Annotated in this window: 21 protein-coding genes; 11 read left to right on the top strand and 10 right to left on the bottom strand. The window is 31.3% G+C overall.

Going from position 1 to position 24,192, the window contains the following annotated elements:
* Positions 1 to 8 precede the first annotated feature (8 nt).
* The 4 genes from FC091_RS04745 to FC091_RS04730 all read right to left on the bottom strand — a co-directional run bounded on the left by FC091_RS04745 (position 9) and on the right by FC091_RS04730 (position 2,965).
* Positions 9 to 1,091, bottom strand: coding sequence for an acyltransferase family protein (locus FC091_RS04745; protein ID WP_138433130.1), 1,083 nt, complete (start codon positions 1,089 to 1,091; stop codon positions 9 to 11).
* A 49-nt stretch (positions 1,092 to 1,140) separates the two neighbouring features.
* Positions 1,141 to 1,944: a 3-deoxy-8-phosphooctulonate synthase gene (kdsA, locus tag FC091_RS04740; RefSeq protein WP_171032475.1), complete on the bottom strand. Its 804-nt coding sequence runs from the start codon at positions 1,942 to 1,944 to the stop codon at positions 1,141 to 1,143.
* 85 nt (positions 1,945 to 2,029) lie between these two features.
* Entirely contained in the window at positions 2,030 to 2,566 is a 537-nt protein-coding gene (locus FC091_RS04735) for a hypothetical protein (RefSeq protein WP_138433128.1), read from the bottom strand.
* 39 nt (positions 2,567 to 2,605) lie between these two features.
* Positions 2,606 to 2,965: a hypothetical protein gene (locus FC091_RS04730; protein ID WP_138433127.1), complete on the bottom strand. Its 360-nt coding sequence runs from the start codon at positions 2,963 to 2,965 to the stop codon at positions 2,606 to 2,608.
* Positions 2,966 to 3,153: 188 nt separating this feature from the next.
* Here FC091_RS04730 and typA point away from each other — a divergent pair, with 188 nt between their 5' ends.
* Entirely contained in the window at positions 3,154 to 4,953 is a 1,800-nt protein-coding gene (gene typA / locus FC091_RS04725; RefSeq protein ID WP_138433126.1) for a translational GTPase TypA, read from the top strand.
* Positions 4,954 to 5,079: 126 nt separating this feature from the next.
* Entirely contained in the window at positions 5,080 to 5,634 is a 555-nt protein-coding gene (locus tag FC091_RS04720) for a class I SAM-dependent methyltransferase (RefSeq protein ID WP_138433125.1), read from the top strand.
* Positions 5,635 to 5,636: 2 nt separating this feature from the next.
* Here the strand turns inward: FC091_RS04720 and FC091_RS04715 are convergent, their stop codons facing one another.
* Complete coding sequence (locus tag FC091_RS04715; RefSeq protein ID WP_246035801.1) at positions 5,637 to 6,788, bottom strand: glycosyltransferase family 2 protein; 1,152 nt, start codon at positions 6,786 to 6,788, stop codon at positions 5,637 to 5,639.
* Entirely contained in the window at positions 6,772 to 8,082 is a 1,311-nt protein-coding gene (locus FC091_RS04710) for a hypothetical protein (protein WP_138433124.1), read from the bottom strand. Before FC091_RS04710 ends, FC091_RS04715 begins: the two co-directional genes overlap by 17 nt.
* 145 nt (positions 8,083 to 8,227) lie before the next feature.
* On the opposite strand from FC091_RS04710, the gene FC091_RS04705 reads away from it, so the two are divergent.
* The 5 genes from FC091_RS04705 to FC091_RS04685 all read left to right on the top strand — a co-directional run bounded on the left by FC091_RS04705 (position 8,228) and on the right by FC091_RS04685 (position 13,946).
* A complete protein-coding gene (locus FC091_RS04705; RefSeq protein ID WP_171032461.1) occupies positions 8,228 to 9,205 on the top strand; it encodes a GNAT family N-acetyltransferase in 978 nt (325 codons plus the stop codon).
* A 184-nt stretch (positions 9,206 to 9,389) separates the two neighbouring features.
* Complete coding sequence (locus tag FC091_RS04700) at positions 9,390 to 10,511, top strand: DegT/DnrJ/EryC1/StrS family aminotransferase (protein WP_138433123.1); 1,122 nt, start codon at positions 9,390 to 9,392, stop codon at positions 10,509 to 10,511.
* On the top strand, positions 10,512 to 11,819 hold the full coding sequence (locus FC091_RS04695; protein WP_138433122.1) for an O-antigen translocase: 1,308 nt from the start codon (positions 10,512 to 10,514) through the stop codon (positions 11,817 to 11,819).
* Positions 11,820 to 11,830: 11 nt separating this feature from the next.
* A complete protein-coding gene (locus FC091_RS04690; protein ID WP_138433121.1) occupies positions 11,831 to 13,135 on the top strand; it encodes an O-antigen translocase in 1,305 nt (434 codons plus the stop codon).
* Positions 13,122 to 13,946 (top strand): phytanoyl-CoA dioxygenase family protein, encoded by an 825-nt coding sequence (locus tag FC091_RS04685; protein ID WP_138433120.1) that lies wholly within the window; start codon positions 13,122 to 13,124, stop codon positions 13,944 to 13,946. The genes FC091_RS04690 and FC091_RS04685 overlap by 14 nt, the downstream gene beginning before the upstream one ends.
* Here FC091_RS04685 and FC091_RS04680 read toward each other — a convergent pair.
* A complete protein-coding gene (locus FC091_RS04680; RefSeq protein WP_138433119.1) occupies positions 13,936 to 15,075 on the bottom strand; it encodes a glycosyltransferase in 1,140 nt (379 codons plus the stop codon). The two genes, FC091_RS04685 and FC091_RS04680, sit on opposite strands and share 11 nt — an antisense overlap.
* 35 nt (positions 15,076 to 15,110) lie before the next feature.
* Here FC091_RS04680 and FC091_RS04675 point away from each other — a divergent pair, with 35 nt between their 5' ends.
* Complete coding sequence (locus FC091_RS04675; RefSeq protein WP_138433118.1) at positions 15,111 to 16,196, top strand: glycosyltransferase; 1,086 nt, start codon at positions 15,111 to 15,113, stop codon at positions 16,194 to 16,196.
* Between the two features lie 14 nt (positions 16,197 to 16,210).
* A complete protein-coding gene (locus tag FC091_RS04670) occupies positions 16,211 to 16,621 on the top strand; it encodes a sugar 3,4-ketoisomerase (RefSeq protein ID WP_138433117.1) in 411 nt (136 codons plus the stop codon).
* Here the strand turns inward: FC091_RS04670 and FC091_RS04665 are convergent.
* Genes FC091_RS04665 through FC091_RS04655 form a run of 3 tightly spaced genes read right to left on the bottom strand, consistent with a single transcriptional unit; the run spans position 16,606 to position 19,076 of the window.
* Positions 16,606 to 17,526, bottom strand: coding sequence for a glycosyltransferase family 2 protein (locus tag FC091_RS04665; protein ID WP_138433116.1), 921 nt, complete (start codon positions 17,524 to 17,526; stop codon positions 16,606 to 16,608). The two genes, FC091_RS04670 and FC091_RS04665, sit on opposite strands and share 16 nt — an antisense overlap.
* Positions 17,526 to 18,389, bottom strand: a complete 864-nt coding sequence (locus FC091_RS04660; protein WP_138433115.1) for a glycosyltransferase family 2 protein — start codon at positions 18,387 to 18,389, stop codon at positions 17,526 to 17,528. The genes FC091_RS04665 and FC091_RS04660 overlap by 1 nt, the downstream gene beginning before the upstream one ends.
* Positions 18,390 to 18,392: 3 nt before the next feature.
* On the bottom strand, positions 18,393 to 19,076 hold the full coding sequence (locus FC091_RS04655; protein WP_138433114.1) for a cell division ATP-binding protein FtsE: 684 nt from the start codon (positions 19,074 to 19,076) through the stop codon (positions 18,393 to 18,395).
* A gap of 232 nt (positions 19,077 to 19,308) precedes the next feature.
* On the opposite strand from FC091_RS04655, the gene FC091_RS04650 reads away from it, so the two are divergent.
* Positions 19,309 to 22,329 (top strand): tetratricopeptide repeat protein, encoded by a 3,021-nt coding sequence (locus FC091_RS04650; RefSeq protein WP_138433113.1) that lies wholly within the window; start codon positions 19,309 to 19,311, stop codon positions 22,327 to 22,329.
* A gap of 104 nt (positions 22,330 to 22,433) precedes the next feature.
* Positions 22,434 to 24,161 carry a TonB-dependent receptor gene (locus tag FC091_RS04645; protein ID WP_138433112.1) on the top strand — a complete coding sequence of 576 codons (1,728 nt, stop codon included), beginning with the start codon at positions 22,434 to 22,436 and terminating at the stop codon, positions 24,159 to 24,161.
* Positions 24,162 to 24,192: the final 31 nt, after the last annotated feature.

Genomic DNA, 24,192 nt, shown 5'->3' with positions numbered 1-24,192 from the left:
CATAGTTATTAATTAGTTTTAAAGCCTAATTTTAGTTTTTGTAAAAGATTTTTTGAGTATCTATTCATTGGTTTTTCAAACCAAATAAAACTAAAATGACTAACTACAACAGTCATTATAAACATAAAGACTATAAGTAATACGTCGTTCTCAAAATCAAAAAACTTAGAATTGATTTTTAATGTATATCTAATTATTAGTTGATGAAATAAATAAAAACTAAAACTGATATGTCCAAGATGCATAAAGAATTTGTGTGATAATAGCTTAGATAAGCTTCCGCTTTGAAATGCAAATACAATAATTAATAAGCTCATTGGTATCCAATAATAATAGGAATATCTTGCAACTTCTGGAATGAATTTATGGAATGCTATAAATATAACGAATAACAGAATTGTTATAATCTCTAAATAGGTGAAATTAATGTGCGTTTTCGTCTCTTTATAATGTTTAAAAACTATGTATAAAAGTATTCCAATAATAAAATCAACAATCCTAAATAAAGGGTTTATATAAAATAGTTGATGATGATAAGTTTCAGGAATTATTAGCGATAAAGCAGGTATGAGAATTATTATTAACGGTACAAAAACCTTGAAGTACTGTTTATGTTTTGAAAAGAATACAATAATTAGAGGGAAAAGAAGGTAAAAAAACATTTCGTTTGAAATGCTCCAAGATGGTGAATTAAACGAATAATAGATAAATCTATTCGGAACAAAGCTTTGTGTTAAAGTGACGTTTGTTAATGCTTGTATACCATATAGAAGTTTATCTTGTGCAAACTCATAAAATGTTAAAGGTATAGCTATTAAAAAAGTTAACAAATGCAAAGGAAATATTCTTGCTATTCTAGCATTGTAAAACGATTTTTTAGATGTTTTACCATTTAGCAATTCATCTTGGTATCTATAAGTGAGTATGAAGCCACTCAGAATAAAAAAGAAGCTTACGCCTATGTAACCTTGATAAAATATATTATTAAATATAGAAGCTAGAGTACTATCTTTTTCTTTGACAAAGCCAAGATGCGAGACAAAAACCATCAATGCAAACACAAATCGCAAAGAAGTTAATGGTTTTATCATAAACAGTTGATTTGCCATTTAACAACTAATGTCTCAGTACAAAAGTAGATTATAAAGAATTAATGGTCGTCCTAATTGCGACCAAACGCGTCAGTAACCCTTCAAGATTATCTAAATGTAACATATTAGCACCATCACTTTTAGCATTAGCAGGATCAAAATGTGTTTCTATAAATAGTCCATCTACATTATTTACCACACCAGCTCTTGCAATGGTCTCTATCATATCTGGTCGTCCACCAGTGACTCCAACAGTTTGGTTAGGTTGCTGTAGAGAATGTGTTACATCCAAAACCGTAGGTGCATACTGACGCATTGTTGGTATACCTCTAAAATCTACAATCATATCTTGGTACCCAAACATAGTGCCTCTATCGGTAATCCAAGCTTTATCGCTACCAGAATCTTTTATTTTTTGTACAGCGTGTTTCATAGATTCAGGACTCATAAACTGCCCTTTTTTAAGGTTTACAACCTTACCTGTTTTAGCAGCCGCAACAACTAAATCTGTTTGTCTCACTAAAAAAGCAGGAATTTGTAAAACATCAACATATTCAGCAGCTTTAGCAGCATCAGAAACTTCATGGATGTCTGTTACAGTTGGGATATCGAAAGTTTTCGAAACTTTCTTCAATATTTTTAAGGCTTTTTCATCCCCAATTCCTGTAAAACTATCAATCCTACTACGATTGGCTTTTTTAAAGCTACCTTTAAAAACGTAAGGTATTTCTAGTTTGTCAGTAATCGAAACCACTTTTTCTGCAATACGCAATGCCATATCTTCACCTTCAATAGCACAAGGGCCACAAAGCAAAAAGAAATTATCAGAATTTGTATGTTTTAATTTAGGAATTGTTGTCAAAACTTATGGCTTAAATGTTAGGCTGCAAAGATACTATTAATATGTATACGCATAGCGCTCTTATAATCTTCTTAATTTAGTTGGTAATAATATATTCAACATTTAAAATTTCAAAGTTATCCGATACACCAACGTTATTTGTAGGTTCTTCTACATTATACGTAAAGACACAATTAGAATTTGCAGGTATTTCTAGACAAGAATTTGAAGCGTCATTCATGTAGTAAGCCGTAGAAAATTCAATATTAGTAAACACAGTAAAGTATGGAATTCCATTAACATCAAAATCGTTATTGTTATTTAATTGAATTTCAAATTGTAATAACGAAGAATTGTTTCCTGTGTCTGGCTCGTAATTAAAACTTAAAATTTGATAAGAAAAATTCTCAAGTTTAGGAGGATCAATAACCTCTGGGTCTTCTGGCTCAGGAAAATTACAAGGCACTTCTTGTTCAATATCATTGTAGTAATATTGATTGCCAACTAAATACACTTGTTGTAAAGTGATGGTTTTGGTGCATTCATCTTCAGATGAGCATCCGAAAAAAGTTATAATTAATATGTTTAAGCATAAGATTTTTAACTTTTTCGAAAGAAAATTGATTTTTTTCAAAGTATAATTTGGGTTTATTAGACTTTAAAGATATAAAAATCAAAAAACCTTTTTAATACTATTTCGTATAATCCACAGTGACATTACAAAGTTTCCAAAAACTAAAACGCCACCATAAAATAATAAGCGTTGAGCTGATTCTGACCAATTCATAATATTAAGTATATTAAACAAATAGGCAAGTATTAAGTAAGAAGATAAGCAAACGAATACAATGCCTAGAGAAAAATTAAGTTTTCTATTGGGCTTTATAAGTTGCCATAAAAATGGAATAGCAAACAATAAAATAGGATATGCAGAAATACCTTCGCTTCTATTAACCATGGTAAACCAGTAAGCAACTATGCTAATAAAATAAAGATATGGAATAAACTTGGTGTACTTGCTAATTGCATTCATCTGTTTTAAAAATTAAGGGTTCAGACGTAAATAGCCCAATTAGCGGTTGATGAGAAGGCTTTTACTATTAATCAATTCTATAACTACAAGATACAAACTGAAATTGTCTCATTTTTAAAATATAACATATAATTAACGATTTGAAAGGAATATGATGTACCTTTGCGCGCTTAAAATCAGCATCAGTTATGACGAAGATTAAAAACATTGCAATTATTGCGCACGTAGACCACGGAAAAACCACCTTGGTAGATAAGATTATGTACCATTGTCAATTGTTTCGTGAAAACGAAAATACAGGAGATTTAATCCTTGATAACAATGATTTGGAACGTGAAAGAGGTATTACCATTACGTCTAAGAACGTTTCTGTGGTTTACAAAGACACTAAAATCAATATTATTGATACACCTGGTCACGCCGATTTTGGTGGTGAGGTAGAACGTGTGTTAAATATGGCTGATGGTGTATTACTTTTAGTAGATGCTTTTGAAGGACCAATGCCTCAAACACGTTTTGTGTTACAAAAAGCTATCGATTTAGGTTTAAAACCTTGTGTCGTGGTAAATAAAGTAGACAAGGAAAACTGTACACCAGAAGAAGTACACGAAAAAGTGTTTGATTTAATGTTTGAACTTGGTGCAGAAGAGTGGCAATTAGATTTCCCAACAGTTTATGGTTCTGCAAAGAACAACTGGATGAGTGAAGACTGGCAAAAGCCAACTGAAAATATTGAGCCTTTGTTAGATATGGTGATAGAGCATATTCCTGAGCCAAAAATTGAAGAAGGTACAACTCAAATGCTAATTACTTCTTTAGATTTTTCAAGCTTTACAGGACGTATCGCTATTGGTCGTTTAACTAGAGGAACGTTAAAGGCTGGTCAACCAATTTCTTTGGTAAAGAGAGATGGTTCTATCGTAAAGAGTAAGATTAAAGAGCTTCACACTTTTGAAGGTTTAGGGCGTTTAAAAGTAGACGAAGTACAGACTGGGGATATTTGTGCCATTGTTGGTTTAGAAGGTTTTGAAATTGGTGATACTGTTGCAGATTTTGAAAATCCTGAAGGTTTAAAAACCATTGCTATTGATGAGCCTACAATGAGTATGTTATTTACCATTAACGATTCGCCTTTCTTTGGTAAAGATGGTAAATATGTAACCTCTCGACATATAAAAGAACGCCTTACTAAAGAGCTAGAAAAGAACTTGGCGTTAAGAGTAGAGGAGACTGATAGTGCTGATAAGTTTATGGTGTTTGGTCGTGGTGTATTGCACTTATCAGTTTTAATTGAAACAATGCGTCGTGAAGGTTACGAGCTACAAATCGGTCAACCACAAGTGATCATTAAAGAAATTGACGGTGTAAAGTGCGAGCCTTTTGAAGAAATGACGATTGATTTACCAGAAAATGTATCTGGTAAAGCCATTGAAATGGTAACGATGCGTAAAGGTGAAATGCTAAGTATGGAAGCCAAAGGCGACCGTATGGTGTGTGAATTTATAGTACCTTCTCGTGGTATTATAGGTTTACGTAATCAATTACTAACAGCAACAGCAGGTGAAGCTATTATGGCGCATCGTTTTAAGGAATATCAACCATTAAAAGGTGGAATTCCTGAACGCTTAAATGGTTCTTTAGTATCTATGGAAAACGGTACTGCAATTCCGTATTCAATTGATAAATTACAAGAAAGAGGAAAGTTCTTTATAGATCCAGGAGAAGATATCTACGAAGGACAAGTTATCGGTGAGAATTCTCGTGGCGATGATATGACGGTTAATGTTACTAAAACTAAAAAGTTAAGTAACGTACGTTCAGCAGGTGCAGATGATAAAGCTAAGATTGTACCTGCAATTAAGTTTTCTTTAGAAGAAGCTTTAGAATACATACAAAAAGATGAATACGTTGAAGTAACACCAAATCATTTAAGACTACGTAAAATCTTATTGAAAGAGGTAGATCGTAAGCGAAACAAGAGTTTGTAGAAAAAGACCTGTCATTCTGAACTTGTTTCAGAATCTAATGGTATGATTGAGTACTATTTAAAAGAGAAATGCTTTAGGGCGTTTCTCTTTTTTTCTTATAAATTTGAATTAATCAACAAATCATTTATGAAGCTCTTAGATCGTTTTTTAAGAGATTGGCGAATTAAAAAAGCTGAGCGATATATAAAACCTTACGATAGAGTTTTAGATATTGGAGCTTTTGATATTACTTTTTTTGAAAGACTCTCGCGGAAGCCCATCGATTTTGGAGTTGGTTTAGATCCATTGTTAAAGGATGTAATTATTAAATCTAGATATAAGCTCATACCAGGTAGGTTTCCTCAAGATTTACCCCAAAGAGAAAAGTTTGACTGTGTAACCATGTTAGCTGTTTTAGAACATATACCAAAAAAAGAACAATCCGAATTAAATGATAGGTTATATGATTGCTTAGAATTAAATGGGAGAGTAATAATAACCGTTCCATCGCCTTTTGTAGATAATATTTTAAATATTTTATCTAAGTTGAGGCTAATTGATGGTATGTCTCTAGATGAACATTATGGATTCAGGGCCAAAGAGACTCCTAAATTATTTAATTCAGAACAATTTAGACTTCTTAAATATAAGCCTTTTCAGTTGGGTCTAAATAACTTGTTTGTATTTGAAAAAATAGATTAGTTTTACTTTTTCAATCCTAATACACTAAAAAATAAACTAAACAATATTGTTTGTATACCTAATTGCAAAAATGTAATTGCTGGAATAATTAGGCGTAAAGTCGTAGATGTGTCTAGACTTCCATATTCTGTGTTTTGCCATATAGACAACCCTTTAAGACTTAATAATATTCCAACAAGTAAAAATATAAACCCAATGATTAAACCTTTTTCGAGATTTATAATTTTAAAAAGTTTATTGTAACGATTAGACTTTGGTAACAGTTCATTTTCAACAGCAAAGACTTTTGTTAGACCATAAAAAATGATGAATTGAAATCCTACTAATAAGAATGATGATGCATATAATAGAGTATGAACATCTAAGGTTATATTGTTAAACTCTATAGGTTTTAAAATTAATAGTAAGGATAATAGCATTCCAACAAATGCTAATAAAATACCAGGATAAAGAAACACCCAATTAGGCGCATAGAGCATTAAAAAACGCAAATGCCTCCAACCATCACTCCAGGTTTTTAAATGTGGTTTTCTACTTCTGCCATCTTTTTTTAAGGTCGTTGGTACTTCGGTAATAGACAAGTTATTTAATTTTGATTTTACTACCATTTCTGAGGCAAACTCCATTCCTGAAGTTTTGAGATTCATTTTATTGTAAGCAGCTATTGAAAACCCTCTTAAACCACAATGGAAATCACCAATGTTTATCTTAAAAAATAATCTTCCTATAAAAGACAAAACTGGGTTGCCGAGGTATTTGTGCAAAAACGGCATAGCGCCTTTTTCAATACCACCTTTAAAGCGATTTCCCATAACCAAATCATAACCTTCTCGTAACTTGTCAAGATATGGAGAAAGATTACTAAAATCATAACTATCATCCGCATCTCCCATAATAATATAAGTGCCGTTTGCAGATTCTATACCTGCTTTTAGTGCACTTCCATAACCTTTTTGTTTGGCGTGTACTACAATAGCATTATTAGTTTTGGCTATTTCAATCGAGCTATCAGTACTACCATTGTCAGCGATAATTATTTCTCCATCAACTTTTTGAGTATCAAAATAACTTTGAGCTTTTTTGATGCAAGTCTCCAAAGTTTCAGCCTCATTAAGACAAGGCATTACAATAGATAATTCAGGATTTTTTTCCACTTCTTTTAAGGTTATAAATGCTAATAAACAACAAAAAAATTAAAGCATAGTTATAAAATAAGTATCGTTGAATAGAATGTGAAGCGAAAGCAATAAACATAGCATTGGATAAGATGAGTGACGATAATAAGAAAATAATTAGGTAATCTCTATTACTTGTAATCCATGATTTTATAAGACTTGTAAAGAATATAATCACAATTAACCATAATAACAATTGTGATTTAAATCCATAAGTGATATTAACATAGTAGAGTTTTAACCACTGTTGAAAATTATTTAGGATCAAAACTTTAGTGAAATCCTTACAAGCCGCTTCTGTTTCAAAAAAAGAGTAAGCCACAATTTTATCAATATCCCAACCCTTAGGTCTATGATTTTTAAAATAGTAATCTACTCCTTGTTGCCTTATAGTTTGGTTACAAATCTTCGGTAGATTATTATGGAAAAACATATAAGCTTCCTCAGTTGAGAATTCTGGTCTAACTAATAAATCTTTATGTGTCAAAGTGTCAAAACTTCTTATAAAGATTTCTCTATAGTTTTTGTCCTTTATGAGTTTATAATCTGACTTTTTAGATAAGTAAATAGGTGCAGTGGATGCGCTTGTGTAGCCTAAAGGAGTTGGCTTAAAGAAACCGTCTTTTAACTTATGGTAAGTACGTTCACCAAGACCAGCTATAAGAATTACACCAAACAGAAGTATAAGACTTATTAGATGCTTATTTCTTAAAATCTGTTTTCTGTACATAATGAAATAGGTTCCAGCGAAGATTAAGGTTGAAAACATAAATTGACTTCTTACCGAAAACAGTAAGAGATAAACAAGAATATAATATTTAAAATAATGCCGTTTATTGTTGAATAGTATTTCTATTCCAATAGAAATGAATAGAAGATACAATCCGTAACCAAGTCCTTCAGAAACTAAATTATTTAGAATACTTAATGGTGGAAAAAATGGGAATAATAAGATTATTAGTATTGAAAGTTGTAAAAGTAAACTCAGCTTAAAAAGCTTTGAAACTTTCAAAAAGAAATAATGCACGGCGCTAAGGCTAAATATAGTATGAATAACAACAACAGCACTATCCCAATGCGACCCAAAAATAGTTGTAAAGAGTTTAAAAAAAACAACATAACCCATTTGCCTGTAAGGCATGGCATTTAAGTAGCTGTAAGTGTCTGGCGAATATATAGGCTCGCTTTGTACACAAAATAAAAAAACACCAAAGTAAATAGGATAAAGTAAGTATGTTGATTTTTTTAGATGCTTTGTGCTGGTTTTGTACATATCTAGATTCTATTATCTATGTATGTGTAAAGGTATTAAAACTAGTAATTAAATATGCTTAATTAATTTTTTCAAGTGAGGTAAATTTGTTTTAAAAAACCGATTACTAAATCGTTAAATAAATAATTAAGATTATTTTTGATAGATGCAAAACTTCAAGGTTTTACAATATAAACCATCTCATAAAAATGATTGGGATAGATTTACTCTAGGAAGTAATCAACAAACATTTTTATTCCTTAGAGATTTTATGGACTATCATAGCGATAGATTTCAAGATTATTCCTTAATGTTATTTAAGGATGATGAATTAATAGCATTGTTGCCAGCAAATAAGGACAAAAATACTGTGTATTCTCATCAAGGTTTAACTTATGGTAGTTTGATATACAAATCAACTTTACAGAATCAAGAATTTATTGGGATTTTAAAAACGGTTTTAGAACATCTGCTTGAAAATGGAATAAAAAATCTTGTCATAAAAGAGTTACCCTTTGTTTTTTTGGATAACCAAACCAATAATCCATTAGCTTATTTGTGTTTTAAACTAAAGGCACAACTACAACGCATGGATATGCATTCTACATTAGAACTAAAATTCAAACTTTATAATAGAAGTAGAAAAAATGGTTACAAAAGAGGTCAGAAAAATAATCTGATAGTTAAAGAAGTTGATGAATTTAAAGAGTTTTGGAATGAAATATTAATGCCCAATTTAGATAACAAGCATGATGTAAAACCAGTACATAGCTTGGAAGAAATTCAACTTTTAAAATCCAGATTTCCAGATAAAATAAGACAATTCAATGTATACCATAATGATATAATTGTAGCAGGTACTACAATTTTTGAAACAAAACATGTAGCACATAGCCAGTATATTTCTGGGAATTCGGATAAAAATACACTAGGAAGTTTAGATTTTTTACATCATCACCTTTTAGAGGTGGTTTTTGCTGATAAATCTTATTTTAACTTTGGCATTTCTAATGAAAATGACGGTCAAAATATAAATGAAGGGCTGCAATATTGGAAAGAAGGTTTTGGAGCGCGCTCTACAACTCAAGGATTCTACAAGATTGATACAGAAAACTATAAACTCTTAGAGAATCTTTTTATATGATTAATCCGTTGAGAGTTTTAATTGGCTATTGTTCAAACAACCGTCAGTTCGAGTTTTTTCTGCAAGAAAAAGTATCGAGAATAAGTTTTTTTACAGTAAAATTCGATTCTCGATGCAATTTTTCATCATTTCATTCTGAAAAACCACTCGAATTGACGAATTTTATTCAAAATGCAAAACAGGTATGATCCCCTTTTTAGACCTACATAAAATTAATGATAGATATAGAGAAGAGCTAAAAGCTTCGTTTGCTCAGGCATTAGATACATCGTATTATATACTTGGTCCTAACGTTAAGACATTTGAAAATGAATTTGCCAACTATTGCGGTACAAACTATTGTATTGGGACTGCAAATGGTTTAGACGCATTAACACTTATTCTAAAGGGCTATATAGAAATAGGGAGACTTAAAGTTGGAGATAAAGTTATTGTACCTGCTAATACTTATATAGCAACCATTCTATCTATTCTACACGCGCAATTAGAACCTATTTTAGTTGAACCAAATAGTGAAACTTATAATCTTTCTAGCGAAGATTTGGAGTCTAAATTAACGAAAGACATTAAGGCGATTGTAATGGTGCATTTGTATGGTCAGTTAGCAGAATTCGAAGGATTAAAAGCTATTGCAGATCGGCATAATTTATTATTAATTGAAGATGCTGCCCAAGCACATGGTGCTGTGAGTTCAAAACACCCAACACCTAATAACCAATGCCCAAAAGCCGGTAATTTGAGCCATGCAGCTGCATTTAGCTTTTACCCAAGTAAGAATTTGGGTGCTTTAGGTGATGGAGGTGCAGTAACAACTAATGATAAAGAATTGTACGAGACAATTTTGCTTTTGAGGAATTATGGTAGCAAAATAAAATATGAAAACGAAGTTATAGGATATAACAGTAGGCTGGATGATTTACAAGCTGCCTTTTTAAGTATAAAACTAAAATATTTAGATGCTGATAATTCAAAAAGACGAGATATAGCGAGGAGCTATCTTGAAAAGATAAAAAACCCTAAATTGGTTTTACCTTTTTATGATGGTTCCGAAAATCACGTGTTTCATACATTTGTGATTGAAGTGGATGATAGGGAGGATTTTATAAAGTATTTAAATCAACACAAAATAGGATGGTTAATTCACTATCCAACTCCACCTCATAAGCAAAAAGCCTTAGAAAGATTTTCTCATTTAAAACTTCCTATAACCGAACAAATTCATAAAAGAGTTATAAGTTTGCCAATAAGTCCAGTGTTATCTGATGAAGAAGTAAATACTGTGATCGAGGTTATAAATGCTTATTAATTGAAAAAGTTTTTTCACTACATAAATAATGAAGTTTTAGTAAAAGCTGCTAGTCTTAATACTGCCAATATTAGTATTAAGATTCTTGCAGGAATTCTCATATCAAAGTTTATAGCAGTTTTTATAGGACCTGAAGGTATGTCGCTTATCGGTAATTTAAGAAACTTCCTCAGTACCATACAGTCCATATCAATAGCTGGTCTTTACAATGGTTTTGTTAAACTTATTGGTAAGCATAAAAATAATGTGAAAGAATTAACCAACACGCTATCTACTGTATTTTATTTTGGATTTTTCGCATCACTCATATTGGCTTTTTTATGCTACTACAATGCTGAGTTTATTAATGAATTGATCTTTTTCAATAACAATTATGTTTATGTCATAAAAACGATGGCTATAGTACTTCCGTTTTACTCATTAAACATGTTCGTATTTGCCATAATGAATGGCTTTTCTAAGTATCGGATCTTATTGGTTATAAATATTACAGGTCAAATATTAGGTCTGTTAGTTACGCTTCTTTTAATAAAGCAAGAAAATATTGATGGTGCATTAATCGCAGTTGTTATTACACCTGCGCTTAATCTTCTCATTACAATAGTTGGAATTGCCTTTAGAAAAAATTTAATGTCAATAATAAACATAACTGATATTCAGTTTTCTGTACTCAGAAACTTAAGTCCAAATATGATTATGGCATTGGTATCTTCAATCGCATTGCCAATAGTATATATTATTATTAGAAATTATCTTATTTCTGAAATAGGCATAAAAGAGGCTGGTTATTGGACCGCTGTAACAAGAGTTTCAGATTACTACCTCATGTTTATTAACTCATTAATGGCATTGTATATTTTGCCAAGATTCGCTGAGTTAAAAACTCAAACCGAGTTTAGAAAAGAAGTCTTCAGTTTTTATAAAACGGTTCTTCCTGTTTTTGCACTAATATTAGGTGTCATTTACCTTAGTAGAAGTTTGTTGGTTACTTTATTATTTACTGAAGAATTTAGACCCATAGAAGATTTAATGGGTTATCAGATTCTAGGTGATTTTATGCGTGTAATGTCTATGGTTATTGCTTATAAATTCCTGGCTAAAAAAATGTTTACGCATTTTATTATTATAGAGATATTCTTATTTGTCATCATGTACTTCTCTAGTATTTATCTCATTGATGCTTTTGGATTAAAAGGCGCTGTGATGGGACATTGTCTTAGTTATTTGATGCATTTTGGTATAGTCTTACTTATTTTTGGTAGTTCATTATTTGGTGTTATAAATGATGAAGGAATAGACGAATTCTAAAAATTTTGAGCATGAAAATTCCTAGATTTATTAGAGATAATATTGTGCTTAAGATTACCTCCCTTAATGCAGTTGTAATTACAGTAAGACTTGTTATCTCTGGTTTTACACAATGGTTGCTATCTACAACTTTTGGAGAAACAGGAATTGCCAGAATAGGGCAGGTTAGAAATATCATGGGCATGCTAACCAGTATTTCATCTCTTGGAATTTTTAATGGTATAGTAAAATATGTCGCCGAACACAAAAATAATAAGGCAGAACTAAACAAACTCTTCTCTACAACTACAGTATTTGTTCTTATAGGTTCTTTTATTTCAGGAACTGTGCTCTTCTTTGGATCTGGTTATTTTTCTGAAATTTTATTTAAATCTGATGATTTTAAATATGTTTTTAAAATTATTGCTTTTATAGTGCCTTTTATTGCTTTAAACAGAGTTTTGTATGGTATAGTAAATGGCTTATCAGAATATAAAAACTACGCCAGAATAGAAATGATAAGTTACCTACTGGCAGCAATACTTCTAGTCATTGCACTTTACAAAGCAAATTTAGAGTTTGCTATTTTGGCCATAGCTATTGCTCCGGTAATTCAATTAGGAGTAATTGTCGTTGTGTTTGGAAAAGTTTTAAAACAGTTTGTTGACTTTAAGAAGTTACGGTTAGGCTTAGATTATAAGAATAGTCTGTTGGCATTTACTTTGATGTCATTTGTTTCCACATTTTTACTCAACTATATAGAATTAAGCATAATCAGTCTCATAGAAGATAAAATAAATATTAATGAGGCAGGCTATTGGACTGCAGTGAGTTTTATATCAAAAAATTATATGGTTTTTGCTTCTGGGTTGTTTACATTATATGTCATTCCCAAATTTGCTAATATTTATACCAAAGAAGAATTTAAAAACGAAGTTGTTAATATTTACAAAACCATTTTACCAATTTTTGGGTTGGGTATGATTTTGGTCTATCTATTACGTAATGTAATAATAGATATTATATACCCAGATTTTAAGGGTATGGAGCCTTTGTTTAAATGGCAACTGTTAGGTGATTTTACAAGACTTTGTAGTCTTATTTTAGCACATCAATTTTTAGCAAAACGAATGGTAAAAAGTTTTGTGATTACGGAGATTATTTCGCTTATTTTATTTTATGTGCTAACAAACTTATTTATCAATTATTTTAGTACGGAAGGTGTTGTTATAGCGCATTTAGTAAGATATATAATATATTTTATAATAGTATTATTAGTTGTTAAAAAATACTTTAGTAAAAATAACATATCAGAATACAAGAATGAAGACATGTAGTATATATATAGATGAAGAGGCTTTTGAGTTTAATGTTGAAGGTGACTTTTTTTGGGGAGAAAATAAACTACTATACAAAAAAGAAAATAACGTAATATCAAAAATGCCTTGGCAAAAAGAAGGGTTTAAAGTCGTTGAAGCATTTAGAAATGAAGAGTTTGATATACTAAAAAAATCAATAAAAAAAATAATTATAAATGCCTTAAAAGAAAATAACATTGAAATAAATGACTCAAGTTTTGTGTTGGAGGATTACCATAAATATGTAACTACAAATGAATTACACAATAAAATAATTTCTATCACACGGAATTTAGAGATTGACGATTTTGATTTTGATATTGATTTACTGACCAAGCGATTTGGGGATATATTGGGATATAAACTTACTTCTTGGGTAGAGGAACTAAAAAAAACACATATACAAATTAGAATAAGCAGACCTGATTCTTTAGATATTAACCCACCTCATAGAGATGGATACTTAAGTTACTGGGAAGATATAATAAATGTTTGGTTGCCAATTTGTGGTTGTAATAAAAAATCATCTTTACCTGTTTTACCTGGTAGTCATTTATTACCAGAAAATGAAATTTTAAGAACTGAGAATAAAGGCGCAAAAATTAATGGTAATATCTATCATGTGCCATGTATTTTAGAAACATCTAACGGTATAATGTCAATGAGACGACCAAACCCTAAAGAAGGTGAAGCATTAATATTTACTCCATTTTTAATTCATGGTGCAGCAATTAATCAAAACAAAGACTTAACCAGAATTTCTTTAGAGCTCAGATTTCCTAAGCTTTAGTCCAAAATTCTAGATATTGTTTAGCGCAATTTATGTGATTATGATGTTTCTCTACAAATGCTCTAGCGTTTTTTGAGATACTTATTATTTTGTCAGGGTTTAGTATTAACCACTCTAGTTTTTCTACGATTTTGTCTACATTAGGCAAGGCATTTATGGCTATGGTATCTTCTTCGATTTTATAATAGTCTAACCACTCTTTTTCAGCTCCGGTAAAAACAACTTTACCTTTTGCCATTGCCTCTAAGGCATTAAAACCTTGATCGTATGCATAAACTTGATCTAATAAGATATGAGCTTTATCAAAGCTTTTAATATATGTTTCATAGGGTAGATCTTTACATGTCAAAATTTCTACTTTGTCCTCAAACTTGTTTGAGATTTTATTTAAAGCAGCTTCAAACAGATCATTACCTTTTTTGTAATAATTAGTTGTGTTAATACCATGAAAGATCACAATTTTACCTTCTGCAATAGGTGTTTTATATTCAAGGAGATTTAGATCTATAGAATGAGGAATCATTCCTAGATATTTAGGATGACCCAGTAAAGGAATATGATAATCTAAATCCTTAGATATAATTCCATAACATTTATCAATCATAAAATCAGAAATGCGCTTTTGTGTTTTAGACTTGTAATCTAAAATTATCTCAAAATCTTTTTCGTTTACCTTTCCCTCAAAATAAGGTGTTAAAATGGAATATCTAAATTTCTTATTGTAAGCATATGAAACACTTATGTAATCAATGCCTGTCGATATTAAGAAAGATTTTTTGTTCCAGTTTGTTAACCAGTTAAGAGGTTTTAGTTGGCTTTTTTTATCAATATAGAAAGGTGTTTCGTTCAAAAATTGTACTATGTCACAATTTGAGAGTACTTCTTTATTTTTTTTTATTTGGCGTTTTATTGAAAAACTAAGGAGGTCTATCTTTAATATTCTATAGGTGATAACCCTTAACTTTTTTAAAAATTTAGAATTTAATGTATCCTTTAGTTCTATATCTACATCAACTTTTTTAAAACCATCTCTAAAGCCAATAACTGTGACTTGGTGTCCCATTGTTTGAAGTGCCTTTTTTAAATTCCAATGGGTTCTATTATATTCTCCAACGAGTAATATCTTCATATATATCGTTACATTTGTTTCAAAGATAGTTGTTAATGGTTAAAACTAACACCAAAAAGATATGTATTGTTGTTACTTCTCTAGGAGGTGGCGGAGCAGAACGATCTTCAGCAACCTTATCAGAAATTTTATTCGATTTGGGTTATGATGTTCATATCGTTTCTGTGTTAGATGATATTCAATACCCTTACAAAGGAAAACTTTTGAATTTAGGTGAGTTAAAGGCTAAAAATGATTCAAGTTTAGGACGATTACAAAGACTAGGAGTTTTTAAGGGTTATCTAAAAAAGCACGGTTTTGATTATGTAATTGATAATAGAACTAGAATTGGTTTTTGGAAGGAACTTATTATTTCTAGATGGGCATATAAGACTAAAAAGATCATATATTGTGTAAGAAGTTACAACACCGATTTATATATCAATCCTAATAAATACCTGGGTAAAATTTTATATCGTTCAGCATACAAGATTGTAACGGTATCATTGGCTATAAAGGAAAAGTTAGAAAAAGACTATAATTTTAATAATCTTTCAACAATTTATAATCCCATTGATTTGAAACCAGATGAAACGAAAAGTGAAAATTTCTCTGGTAAATATATTTTGTTTTTTGGGCGATTAGATGATTCTGTTAAAAATATAAGTTTACTTCTAGAGGCATATTCAGAATCAAATTTACCCGATTTAAATATAAAACTAAAAATCCTTGGAGATGGAGAGGATAAAGATATGTTAATTGAAAAAACTGAAAGCTTAAAACTTGAAGAAAAAGTTGAGTTTTTAGGGTTTCAGCCTAATCCAAATAGTATTATTAAGCCATCATTATTTACAGTTCTAACAAGTAGATATGAAGGTTTTCCAAGAGCTTTAATAGAGTCTTTGGCATTAGAGGTTCCTGTTATATCTGTAGACTGTAAATCAGGACCTAATGAAATTGTTGTAGATGAGCAAAATGGGCTTTTAGTTGAAAATTATAATGTAGAAGCACTAGCAAAAGCATTAAACAAGATGGTACAAGATGAAGAATTATACTTACATTGCAAGTCCAATTCAAAAGCTAGTGTAGAGAAGTTTTCTAAAGAAGACATTGGTATGCAATGGCGAACTATTTTAAAGTAAATAATAACTATTAAATGAGTATTGCTCTAAATAATGTTAAGTTTTTAGATATTCCTAAAGTACATGATGAAAGAGGTTCTTTAGCTGTAATAGAAAAGGAAGTCATACCTTTTGGAATAAAGCGTGTGTATTATTTGTACGATGTGCCAAGCGATAGTTACAGAGGAGGTCATGCTCATAAAGAACAGGAGTCGGTAATTATTGCGCTAAGCGGAAGTTTTGAAGTTACACTAGATAATGGTGTTAGTAAACAAAAAATAATATTAAATAAGCCAACAAAAGCATTATATGTTCCTACTTATATTTGGAGAGAGATTGATAACTTTTCCTCTGGGGCAGTATGTTTGGTATTAGCCTCAACAAATTTTAAAGAAGAAGAGTATATCAGAGATTATGATCGATTTCTGAATCAAGTCAAAGGGTAATATAATTTTTCTCCTTTTAAAGATTTAATCCTAAGCAATAATCTAATAAACCACCTCGGTGAGTTTAAAATTATTTTTTGACTTAAACGTAAGTTGTTACGATTTATATAGCTTTTGTAATACTTAAAACTTTCTTTATCTCTTTCGAGTTTACTAAGTATAGCTAAAGGAAATCTATTTCTGTCAATATAAATTTTCAAATGTTTGTCTTGCTGCTCTTCCTTAAAATACTTGTCGTATCTGGGTTTGTTTTTTACGCTAAATACTGTGTTGCTTATACTTTCGGGTACGAAGTTGTAATACACAAGAATTTTATTTATAAATACAACCTTAAAATGTATTCCTATTCTTATCCAAAAATCTGTATCCTCGCCAGATTCAATTGAGGTGTCAAAATAACCTATTTTTTCTATAATGTTTTTTCTGAATACTATACTAGAACTTGTTAGTATTGTGTGATCTAAACTAGATTTAAAAAAATCACGGATCTCGTAGGTGTTTCTTTGTTTAAAGTTATAGGTTGCAGGAACAACTTTGTGTTCATATTTATGAGCTAATGCTGTAGTAAAAACCGAAACATTGCTAAATTTGGTTATAGCTTCTTTAATAAATTTTAAAAAATCTTTTTCCCATAAATCATCACCATCCAAAAGCGCAACATAATTGGCATTTGCAACTTCAATACCTTTGTTCCGAGCTGCAGAAACTCCTTGGTTTTTTGTTGTAATGAGTTCAATACGATTATCGTTAAAAGATTTGATAATACTTTTACTTTCATCAGTTGATCCATCATTAACAACAATAATTTCAAAATCTTGAAATGTCTGATTCAAAACACTATTTATAGTGTTTTTTATAAACTCAGCTTTGTTATAAACTGTTATGACTACAGAAAAAAATGGCACTAGTTTTTTTGTTTTAGATTACAAAAGTAACCTAACTTATATAAATCAAATAAAAATATTGATGGGCTCGAAGAATTTAGATTTTTTAATATAATAGGTTTAATTAATTTAAAAATTTTGCCACATATACCATCTAAAGCTAAAAAGTTTAATTTTTTATAGACTTTTATGATTTTACTACCCTTAAAGATTTGATAGTGTTCTTTTGATAATTTTTTGAGGTTTTTTAATCCTTCTTCGGTTTTTTTAATGAAAGTTTGCGCATCTTCATCACAATCGTGTATCACAGGGTTGTTTATAAACTTTAAAGTGATTTTATCGGATTCTATTGTTTTGAAGAATAAAAGATCTTCGTAGCCATAAGTTTTGATTGATTCGTCAAAAGGATGGCGTTTAATTATTGTTTTTTTAATCAAAAAATTAGCAGAAGTATAAGTGTTGTTTTTTGTATTGGCTTCTCTTTTTTTTGTGTAGGCCCATCTAAGGGTGAATGGTTTTTTGGGTTTCACTTCTTTGTGAGTCATTCCACCAATAATAACATCATCATCTAAAACGGTTAAGTAATCGTTTATAAATTGTTCTGATTTTGGGAACGTGCCTGCATCAACAAAAAGTAGATTTTCGTAAGATGACAAATTAGCTAATTTGTTTCTAGCTGCACTTCTACCTATATTTTTATTCGATACTTCTACTCTTACTTTATTCAAAGAAGTTAAAGAGGTGATATCATAACTTCTTACACTAGATGCGTCATCTAAAACAATTATTTCAAACTCAATAGTGCAATCATTCGCTTGTTGGTGCAATTCTTTTACAAGTGGTTCTACATCATAATTATATGTAGGTATAAGAATAGAGAGCATAGATTAATTCTTTCTCTGCACTACCTCAAAAACCTTGTTTTCATCACACTTTAAGGTTTTGCTCGGGTATTTTAAAAGCAAAGCATAATCGTGTGTGGCCATTAAAATAGTATTTCCGTTTTTATTTATGTCTTGTAACACTTCCATAACTTCAATACTGGTTTGAGGGTCTAGGTTACCTGTAGGCTCATCAGCTAAAATCAATTCCGGATCATTAAGAAGTGCTCTTGCTATGGCAATACGCTGTTGCTCACCACCAGAAAGCTCATGCGGAAATTTAAACCCTTTAGTTTTCATAGCTACTTTATCCAAAACCTTTTCAATGCGCTCTTTTATTTTGTCTTTCTCCTTCCAGCCAGTTGCCTTCAAAACAAATTCAAGATTACCATTTATAGTGCGGTCTGGTAATAATTTAAAATCCTGAAAAACAATACCTAATTTTCTTCTTAAAAAGGGAATATCTCGCTCTTTCATTGTTCTAAGATTGAAGTCTACAATAGTGCCTTCTCCTTCGGTCAATTCTAAATCGCCATAAAGCGTTTTCATAAAACTACTTTTTCCACTTCCTGTTTTACCAATGAGATATACAAAATCACCTTTTTGCATTTCAAAGTTAACATCATTTAAAACCATATTACCACCTTGATAGATGGTTGCGTTTTTAAGTTGTAAAACAGTTTCAGACATAGTTATATAAAAAAATTAAGTAAATGTAAAAGTATTATTAATTAACTCAATAATCAAACGCTAAGATGTATTGTTTAAGTACAAAAGCGTTAAATAAAAGATAAAGCTAAACTAATATTTAATAAACCATATTATAATTATACAGGTTTTCTATCGTTATACATTTTGTATTCATTTATATTTGAATAGTGATAGCTTATCATCAATAAATATTAATCAAAAAACGACTCTAATGCTAGTTTTAAAAAGACAATTACTTATCGTTTTTCTTACGTTTACAATGCTGGGATTCGCACAGAAATCTGCAGTATATACAAGTGAGTTAAAGGATTACCAAAAGGCATTAACTTTATACAATAATAAACAGTACAAAGCCGCACAATCTTTGTTCGACGATATTAAATACAATACAGATGATGCTGTTTTAAAGTCCGACTGTTCGTATTACATTGCCAATTGTGCTGTAAGATTAAATCAGAGAAATGCAGACGATTTAATCGAAAAATTTGTTGAAGAATACCCAACAAGCACAAAGCGAAACACGGCCTTTTTAGATGTGGCAGATTACTATTTTGAAAATGGTAAATACGCCTATGCTCGCAAATGGTATCAAAAAGTAGATGAGTCTAGTATAGCACGTACTGAGCGCGAGCGTTTCAATTTTAATTACGGTTACACCTTATATTCTACAAATAGTAAAAAAGAAGCAACAAAGTATCTTAACCGTGTTGCAGATTCTAAGGAATACGGCTCGCAAGCCAAGTATTACATAGGTTACATGGCTTACGAAGGTGACGATTATGATACTGCTAATGAATATTTTGATCAGGTAAGCGATAACGAAAAATACAAGGAAAAGTTATCGTACTATCAAGCCGATCTAAACTTTAAACTAGGAAAGTTTGAAAAAGCCATAGAACTTGCCTTAGAGCAATTACCAAGCAGTAGAGGTGTAGAAGCATCTGAACTTAATAAAATTATAGGTGAAAGTTATTTTAACCTCGAAAAATACGAAGAGGCTATTCCTTATCTTCAAGCTTATGAAGGCAAAAAAGGAAAGTGGAGCAATACAGATTATTACCAAATAGGTTACGCTTATTACAAGCAAAACGATTTTGAAAAAGCCATTTCAGAATTCAATAAAATTATAGATGGTAACAACGCTGTAGCACAGAATGCTTATTATCATTTGGGTGAAAGCTACATCAACCTAGAGAAAAAACAAGAAGCATTAAACGCGTTTAGAAATGCATCTGAAATGGATTACGATTTAAAAATTCAGGAAGATGCTTGGTTAAACTATGCTAAGATTAGTTATGAGATTGGTAACCCTTACCAATCTGTACCACAGGTTTTAGCAGGCTATTTAGATAAATATCCAGATACAAGCTACAGAGAAGAAGTTGAGACCTTACTGATTGATTCTTACATTACATCAAAAAATTACAAGGAAGCCTTAGAATTATTAAAAGGTAAAAATAGTTTTGAAAACAAAGTAGCTTACCAAAAAGTAGCATTTTTTAGAGGAATAGAATTGTATAACGAAACCAAGTATAGCGAAGCTTTAGAGTTGTTTAATAACTCATTAAAAGAACCAAGAGATCCAATTTTTGTAGCAAAAGCTACCTTTTGGAAAGCCGAAACAGAATATAATTTAACCAACTATAACGACGCCTTAATTGGGTTTAAACAATTTGTTGGTATGTCTGAAGCTTCAGGCTTATCTGAGAATGAAAACTTAGATTATAATTTAGCTTACACGTATTTCAAGTTGAAAGATTATACCAACGCTTCAAAATATTTTCAAAAATTTATTGATAATAATTCTGGTGACAGGCTACGACGAAACGATGCTTATTTAAGGTTGGCAGATGGTTATTTTGTGTCTAGTAAATACCAAAATGCCATCGATGCTTATGATAAAGCCATTCAGATTAATGAAATTGAAACCGATTATGCAGCGTTTCAAAAGGCAATGAGTAATGGGTATTTAGGCAAAGCATCTACAAAAATTTCTGAGCTTAATACGTTTATAGATACGTATCCTAAGTCAGCATTACGAGACGATGCCATGTACGAGCTGGCAAACTCTTATGTTAAGTCTAACGAGACAGACAAAGCAATGCAGATGTACGACCGATTAAATTCGGAATACAAACGTGGTGCTTTTACTTCAAAAGCGTTATTACGTCAAGGTTTGGTGTATTACAATGCCAATGATAACGAGCGTGCATTAACCAAGTTTAAAAAAGTAGCATCGGATTTTCCAAATTCTGGTGAAGCTGTTCAGGCAGTTTCTACAGCGCGTTTAATTTATATCGATTTAGGTCGTGTGGATGATTACGCAGCTTGGGTAAAGTCTTTAGATTATGTTGAGGTTTCTGATGTAGAGCTGGATAATACCATGTATTTGGCAGCCGAAAAGCCATATTTAGAAAACGATACTGAGAATGCCATTCGTCAGTTTAATAAATATTTAAACCAGTTTCCTAATGGTATTCATGCGTTAAAATCACATTTCTACATCGCACAATTATATTACAAAAAGGATTTATTTGAAACCGCTCAACCACATTACAAATATGTTGTTGATGCTTCAAGAAGTGAATATACAGAGCAGGCAACAGTGAAGCTTTGTGAAATTTACCTGAAAGATTCTAACTGGTCGCAAGCGATTCCGGTTTTAAAAACCTTGGAAGCTGAAGCAGACTATCCTCAGAATGTATTGTATGCGCAGTCTAATTTAATGAATGCGTACTACCAAACAGAGGATTATTCTAGTGCTGAAAATTATGCCGAAAAGGTATTGGCAAATTCTAACTTAGACACTAAAGTGAAGAGTGATGCTAAGATTATCATTGCACGTTCTGCCTTAAAAACAGGAAACGAGGACAAGGCAAAAACAGCCTATGCTGATGTAGAAAAAATAGCTACAGGAAGTGTTGCGGCAGAAGCTCTATATTACAATGCGTATTTTAAAAATAAGGAAGGTAAGTATGAAGCCTCAAACACAACCATTCAAAAATTGGCCAAGGATTACAGCAGTTACAAATATTACAGTGCTAAAGGTTTGGTAGTTATGGCGAAGAATTTTTATGCATTGGGTGATGCGTTTCAGGCCAATTATATTTTAGAAAGTGTGATTTCTAATTTCCCAGAGTTTGATGATGTGGTACAAGAGGCACAGCAAGAACTTAACAAGATTAAAACCGAAGAAGCTAAAACAAATTCATCAATCGAAACGGATAATTAAGCAAGAAGACACTTCGACTGCGCTCAGTGTGACAGTTGAATTAAATTATTGCTTTTTTTGTCAGGCTGAGCGCAGTCGAAGCCTCTTAAATCAAAATATCAAATATGAAAATCAAGTTTTTAATTTTTATAATCACCATATCAAGCAGTATATCAATAGTAGCTCAAGAACGTGCAAAAGACACTATTGATGACCAAGTCGTAAATGTGGTAACACCATACAAACCTACAATTTCAGATGCCTTTAAAATTAAGGATACGCCAAAATTACAAGACTCTAATTTGGTGAAGAAAAAAGAGGTGAGGTATAATATTTTTTCAATTCCAGTGGCTTCAACTTTTACGCCTGCAAAGGGTAAAGCAGCAACGGTTGATAAAGCAAAAGCTGTGAAGTTATACGATAATTACGCATCGCTTGGAGTGGGTACATATACAACAGTTTTGGGTGAAGTGTATCTTAACCATGAGCTTAGTAATTCTGAAAATGTTGGTGGTTATTTCAGTCACCATTCTTCTCAAGGTGGTATTGAAGATTTATTGTTAGATGACGATTTTTCTACCACGCATTTAAACGCACATTATTCTCAAAGACTTAGAGATTTATCATGGAAAGTAGATGGAGGTTTTGACTTAATGACATACAATTGGTATGGTTTGCCTCAGAATTTCTTTGGACAAGCCGAAGCAGATATGATAGATCCTAGCCACACGTTTAATAGTTTTTATTTAGGCGGAAAAATTAATTTTGAAGATGCTATTATCAACGATGGTAGTGTGCGTTTTAGACGTTTTGGTGATAATCAAGATTCTGGTGAAAACCGTTTTGTAGCTAAAGCAGGTTTCGATATTCCTGTGCAAGGAGAAGCTATAAAAACAAAATTATATGTGGATTACGTTGGTGGAAGTTTTGATAGTGATTACGAGAATTTAGGTGACATTAATTACGGAAATGTTACAGTTGGTTTATCACCTTCGTATCAATTAACCCAAGATGATTTAACGGTCAATTTAGGCTTAAGTTTAGTCTATCTTAATGATACTGAACTTAGCGATAATAAGTTTTTTATCTACCCTAATATTGATGCTTCTTACCGTTTAGTAGACGAAATTTTGATTGCTTATGGTGGAATCACAGGACAGTTACAACAAAACTCTTACTACGATTTTGCTACAGAAAATCCATTTGTATCTCCAACACTTTATGTAGCACCAACAGACCAACGCTATAAAGGGTTTTTAGGACTTAAAGGAAAGCTGTCTAATAGTGTAAGTTATAACGTTAAAGGAAATTATTACGCAGAAGAGAATAAAGCACTTTTTAAAGCAAATGATGCTAGAGGTGATGCAACAGCAGATTACCAATATGGTAATTCTTTTGGTGTGGTGTATGATGATGTTACTACCTTTTCGGTTGCTGGTGAGTTAAACATTGATGTCAATAGAAATTTTACGCTTGGTTTTAAAGGAGAATACTTTAACTATGATATGGATAATGAAGCCGAAGCATGGAATTTACCAAACGTAACAGGTTCTATCTTTATGGATTTACAAATATCTGAACAATGGTATGCAGGTGCTAGTGCCATTTATGTTGGCGAACGAAAAGACCAACAAGATTTAGTGGCTACATTATTGCCACAAGACCCAAATCCTGTTATAAGTTTAGATAGTTATTTTGATGCTAATGCGCATGTAGGTTATAAAATCAACGATCAGTTATCTGTATTTGGAAAAGTCAATAACATCCTTAACCAGGATTACGAGCGTTATTTAAACTTCCCCGTTCAAGGCATACAAGCATTAATAGGAGCTACATATCAATTCGATTTCTAAAATTCCTTTGAAAAAGGAATCTTTTTATCGT

The sequence above is a fragment of the Winogradskyella algicola genome (assembly GCF_005869935.1).
Classification (GTDB): Bacteria; Bacteroidota; Bacteroidia; order Flavobacteriales; family Flavobacteriaceae; genus Winogradskyella; species Winogradskyella algicola.
The sequence above is the reverse complement of the archived record's forward strand: the minus strand, read 5'-3'. Positions and strand labels throughout refer to the sequence as shown.

Bases quoted from the DNA above. Each gene is read 5' to 3' on its own strand.
- FC091_RS04745 (WP_138433130.1), bottom strand. From the start codon at position 1,091: ATGATAAAACCATTAACTTCTTTGCGATTTGTGTTTGCATTGATGGTT.
- FC091_RS04730 (WP_138433127.1), bottom strand. From the start codon at position 2,965: ATGAATGCAATTAGCAAGTACACCAAGTTTATTCCATATCTTTATTTT.
- typA (WP_138433126.1), top strand. From the start codon at position 3,154: ATGACGAAGATTAAAAACATTGCAATTATTGCGCACGTAGACCACGGA.
- FC091_RS04720 (WP_138433125.1), top strand. From the start codon at position 5,080: ATGAAGCTCTTAGATCGTTTTTTAAGAGATTGGCGAATTAAAAAAGCT.
- FC091_RS04710 (WP_138433124.1), bottom strand. From the start codon at position 8,082: ATGTACAAAACCAGCACAAAGCATCTAAAAAAATCAACATACTTACTT.
- FC091_RS04705 (WP_171032461.1), top strand. From the start codon at position 8,228: ATGCAAAACTTCAAGGTTTTACAATATAAACCATCTCATAAAAATGAT.
- FC091_RS04700 (WP_138433123.1), top strand. From the start codon at position 9,390: ATGATCCCCTTTTTAGACCTACATAAAATTAATGATAGATATAGAGAA.
- FC091_RS04690 (WP_138433121.1), top strand. From the start codon at position 11,831: ATGAAAATTCCTAGATTTATTAGAGATAATATTGTGCTTAAGATTACC.
- FC091_RS04685 (WP_138433120.1), top strand. From the start codon at position 13,122: ATGAAGACATGTAGTATATATATAGATGAAGAGGCTTTTGAGTTTAAT.
- FC091_RS04680 (WP_138433119.1), bottom strand. From the start codon at position 15,075: ATGAAGATATTACTCGTTGGAGAATATAATAGAACCCATTGGAATTTA.
- FC091_RS04675 (WP_138433118.1), top strand. From the start codon at position 15,111: ATGGTTAAAACTAACACCAAAAAGATATGTATTGTTGTTACTTCTCTA.
- FC091_RS04670 (WP_138433117.1), top strand. From the start codon at position 16,211: ATGAGTATTGCTCTAAATAATGTTAAGTTTTTAGATATTCCTAAAGTA.
- FC091_RS04660 (WP_138433115.1), bottom strand. From the start codon at position 18,389: ATGCTCTCTATTCTTATACCTACATATAATTATGATGTAGAACCACTT.
- FC091_RS04655 (WP_138433114.1), bottom strand. From the start codon at position 19,076: ATGTCTGAAACTGTTTTACAACTTAAAAACGCAACCATCTATCAAGGT.
- FC091_RS04650 (WP_138433113.1), top strand. From the start codon at position 19,309: ATGCTAGTTTTAAAAAGACAATTACTTATCGTTTTTCTTACGTTTACA.
- FC091_RS04645 (WP_138433112.1), top strand. From the start codon at position 22,434: ATGAAAATCAAGTTTTTAATTTTTATAATCACCATATCAAGCAGTATA.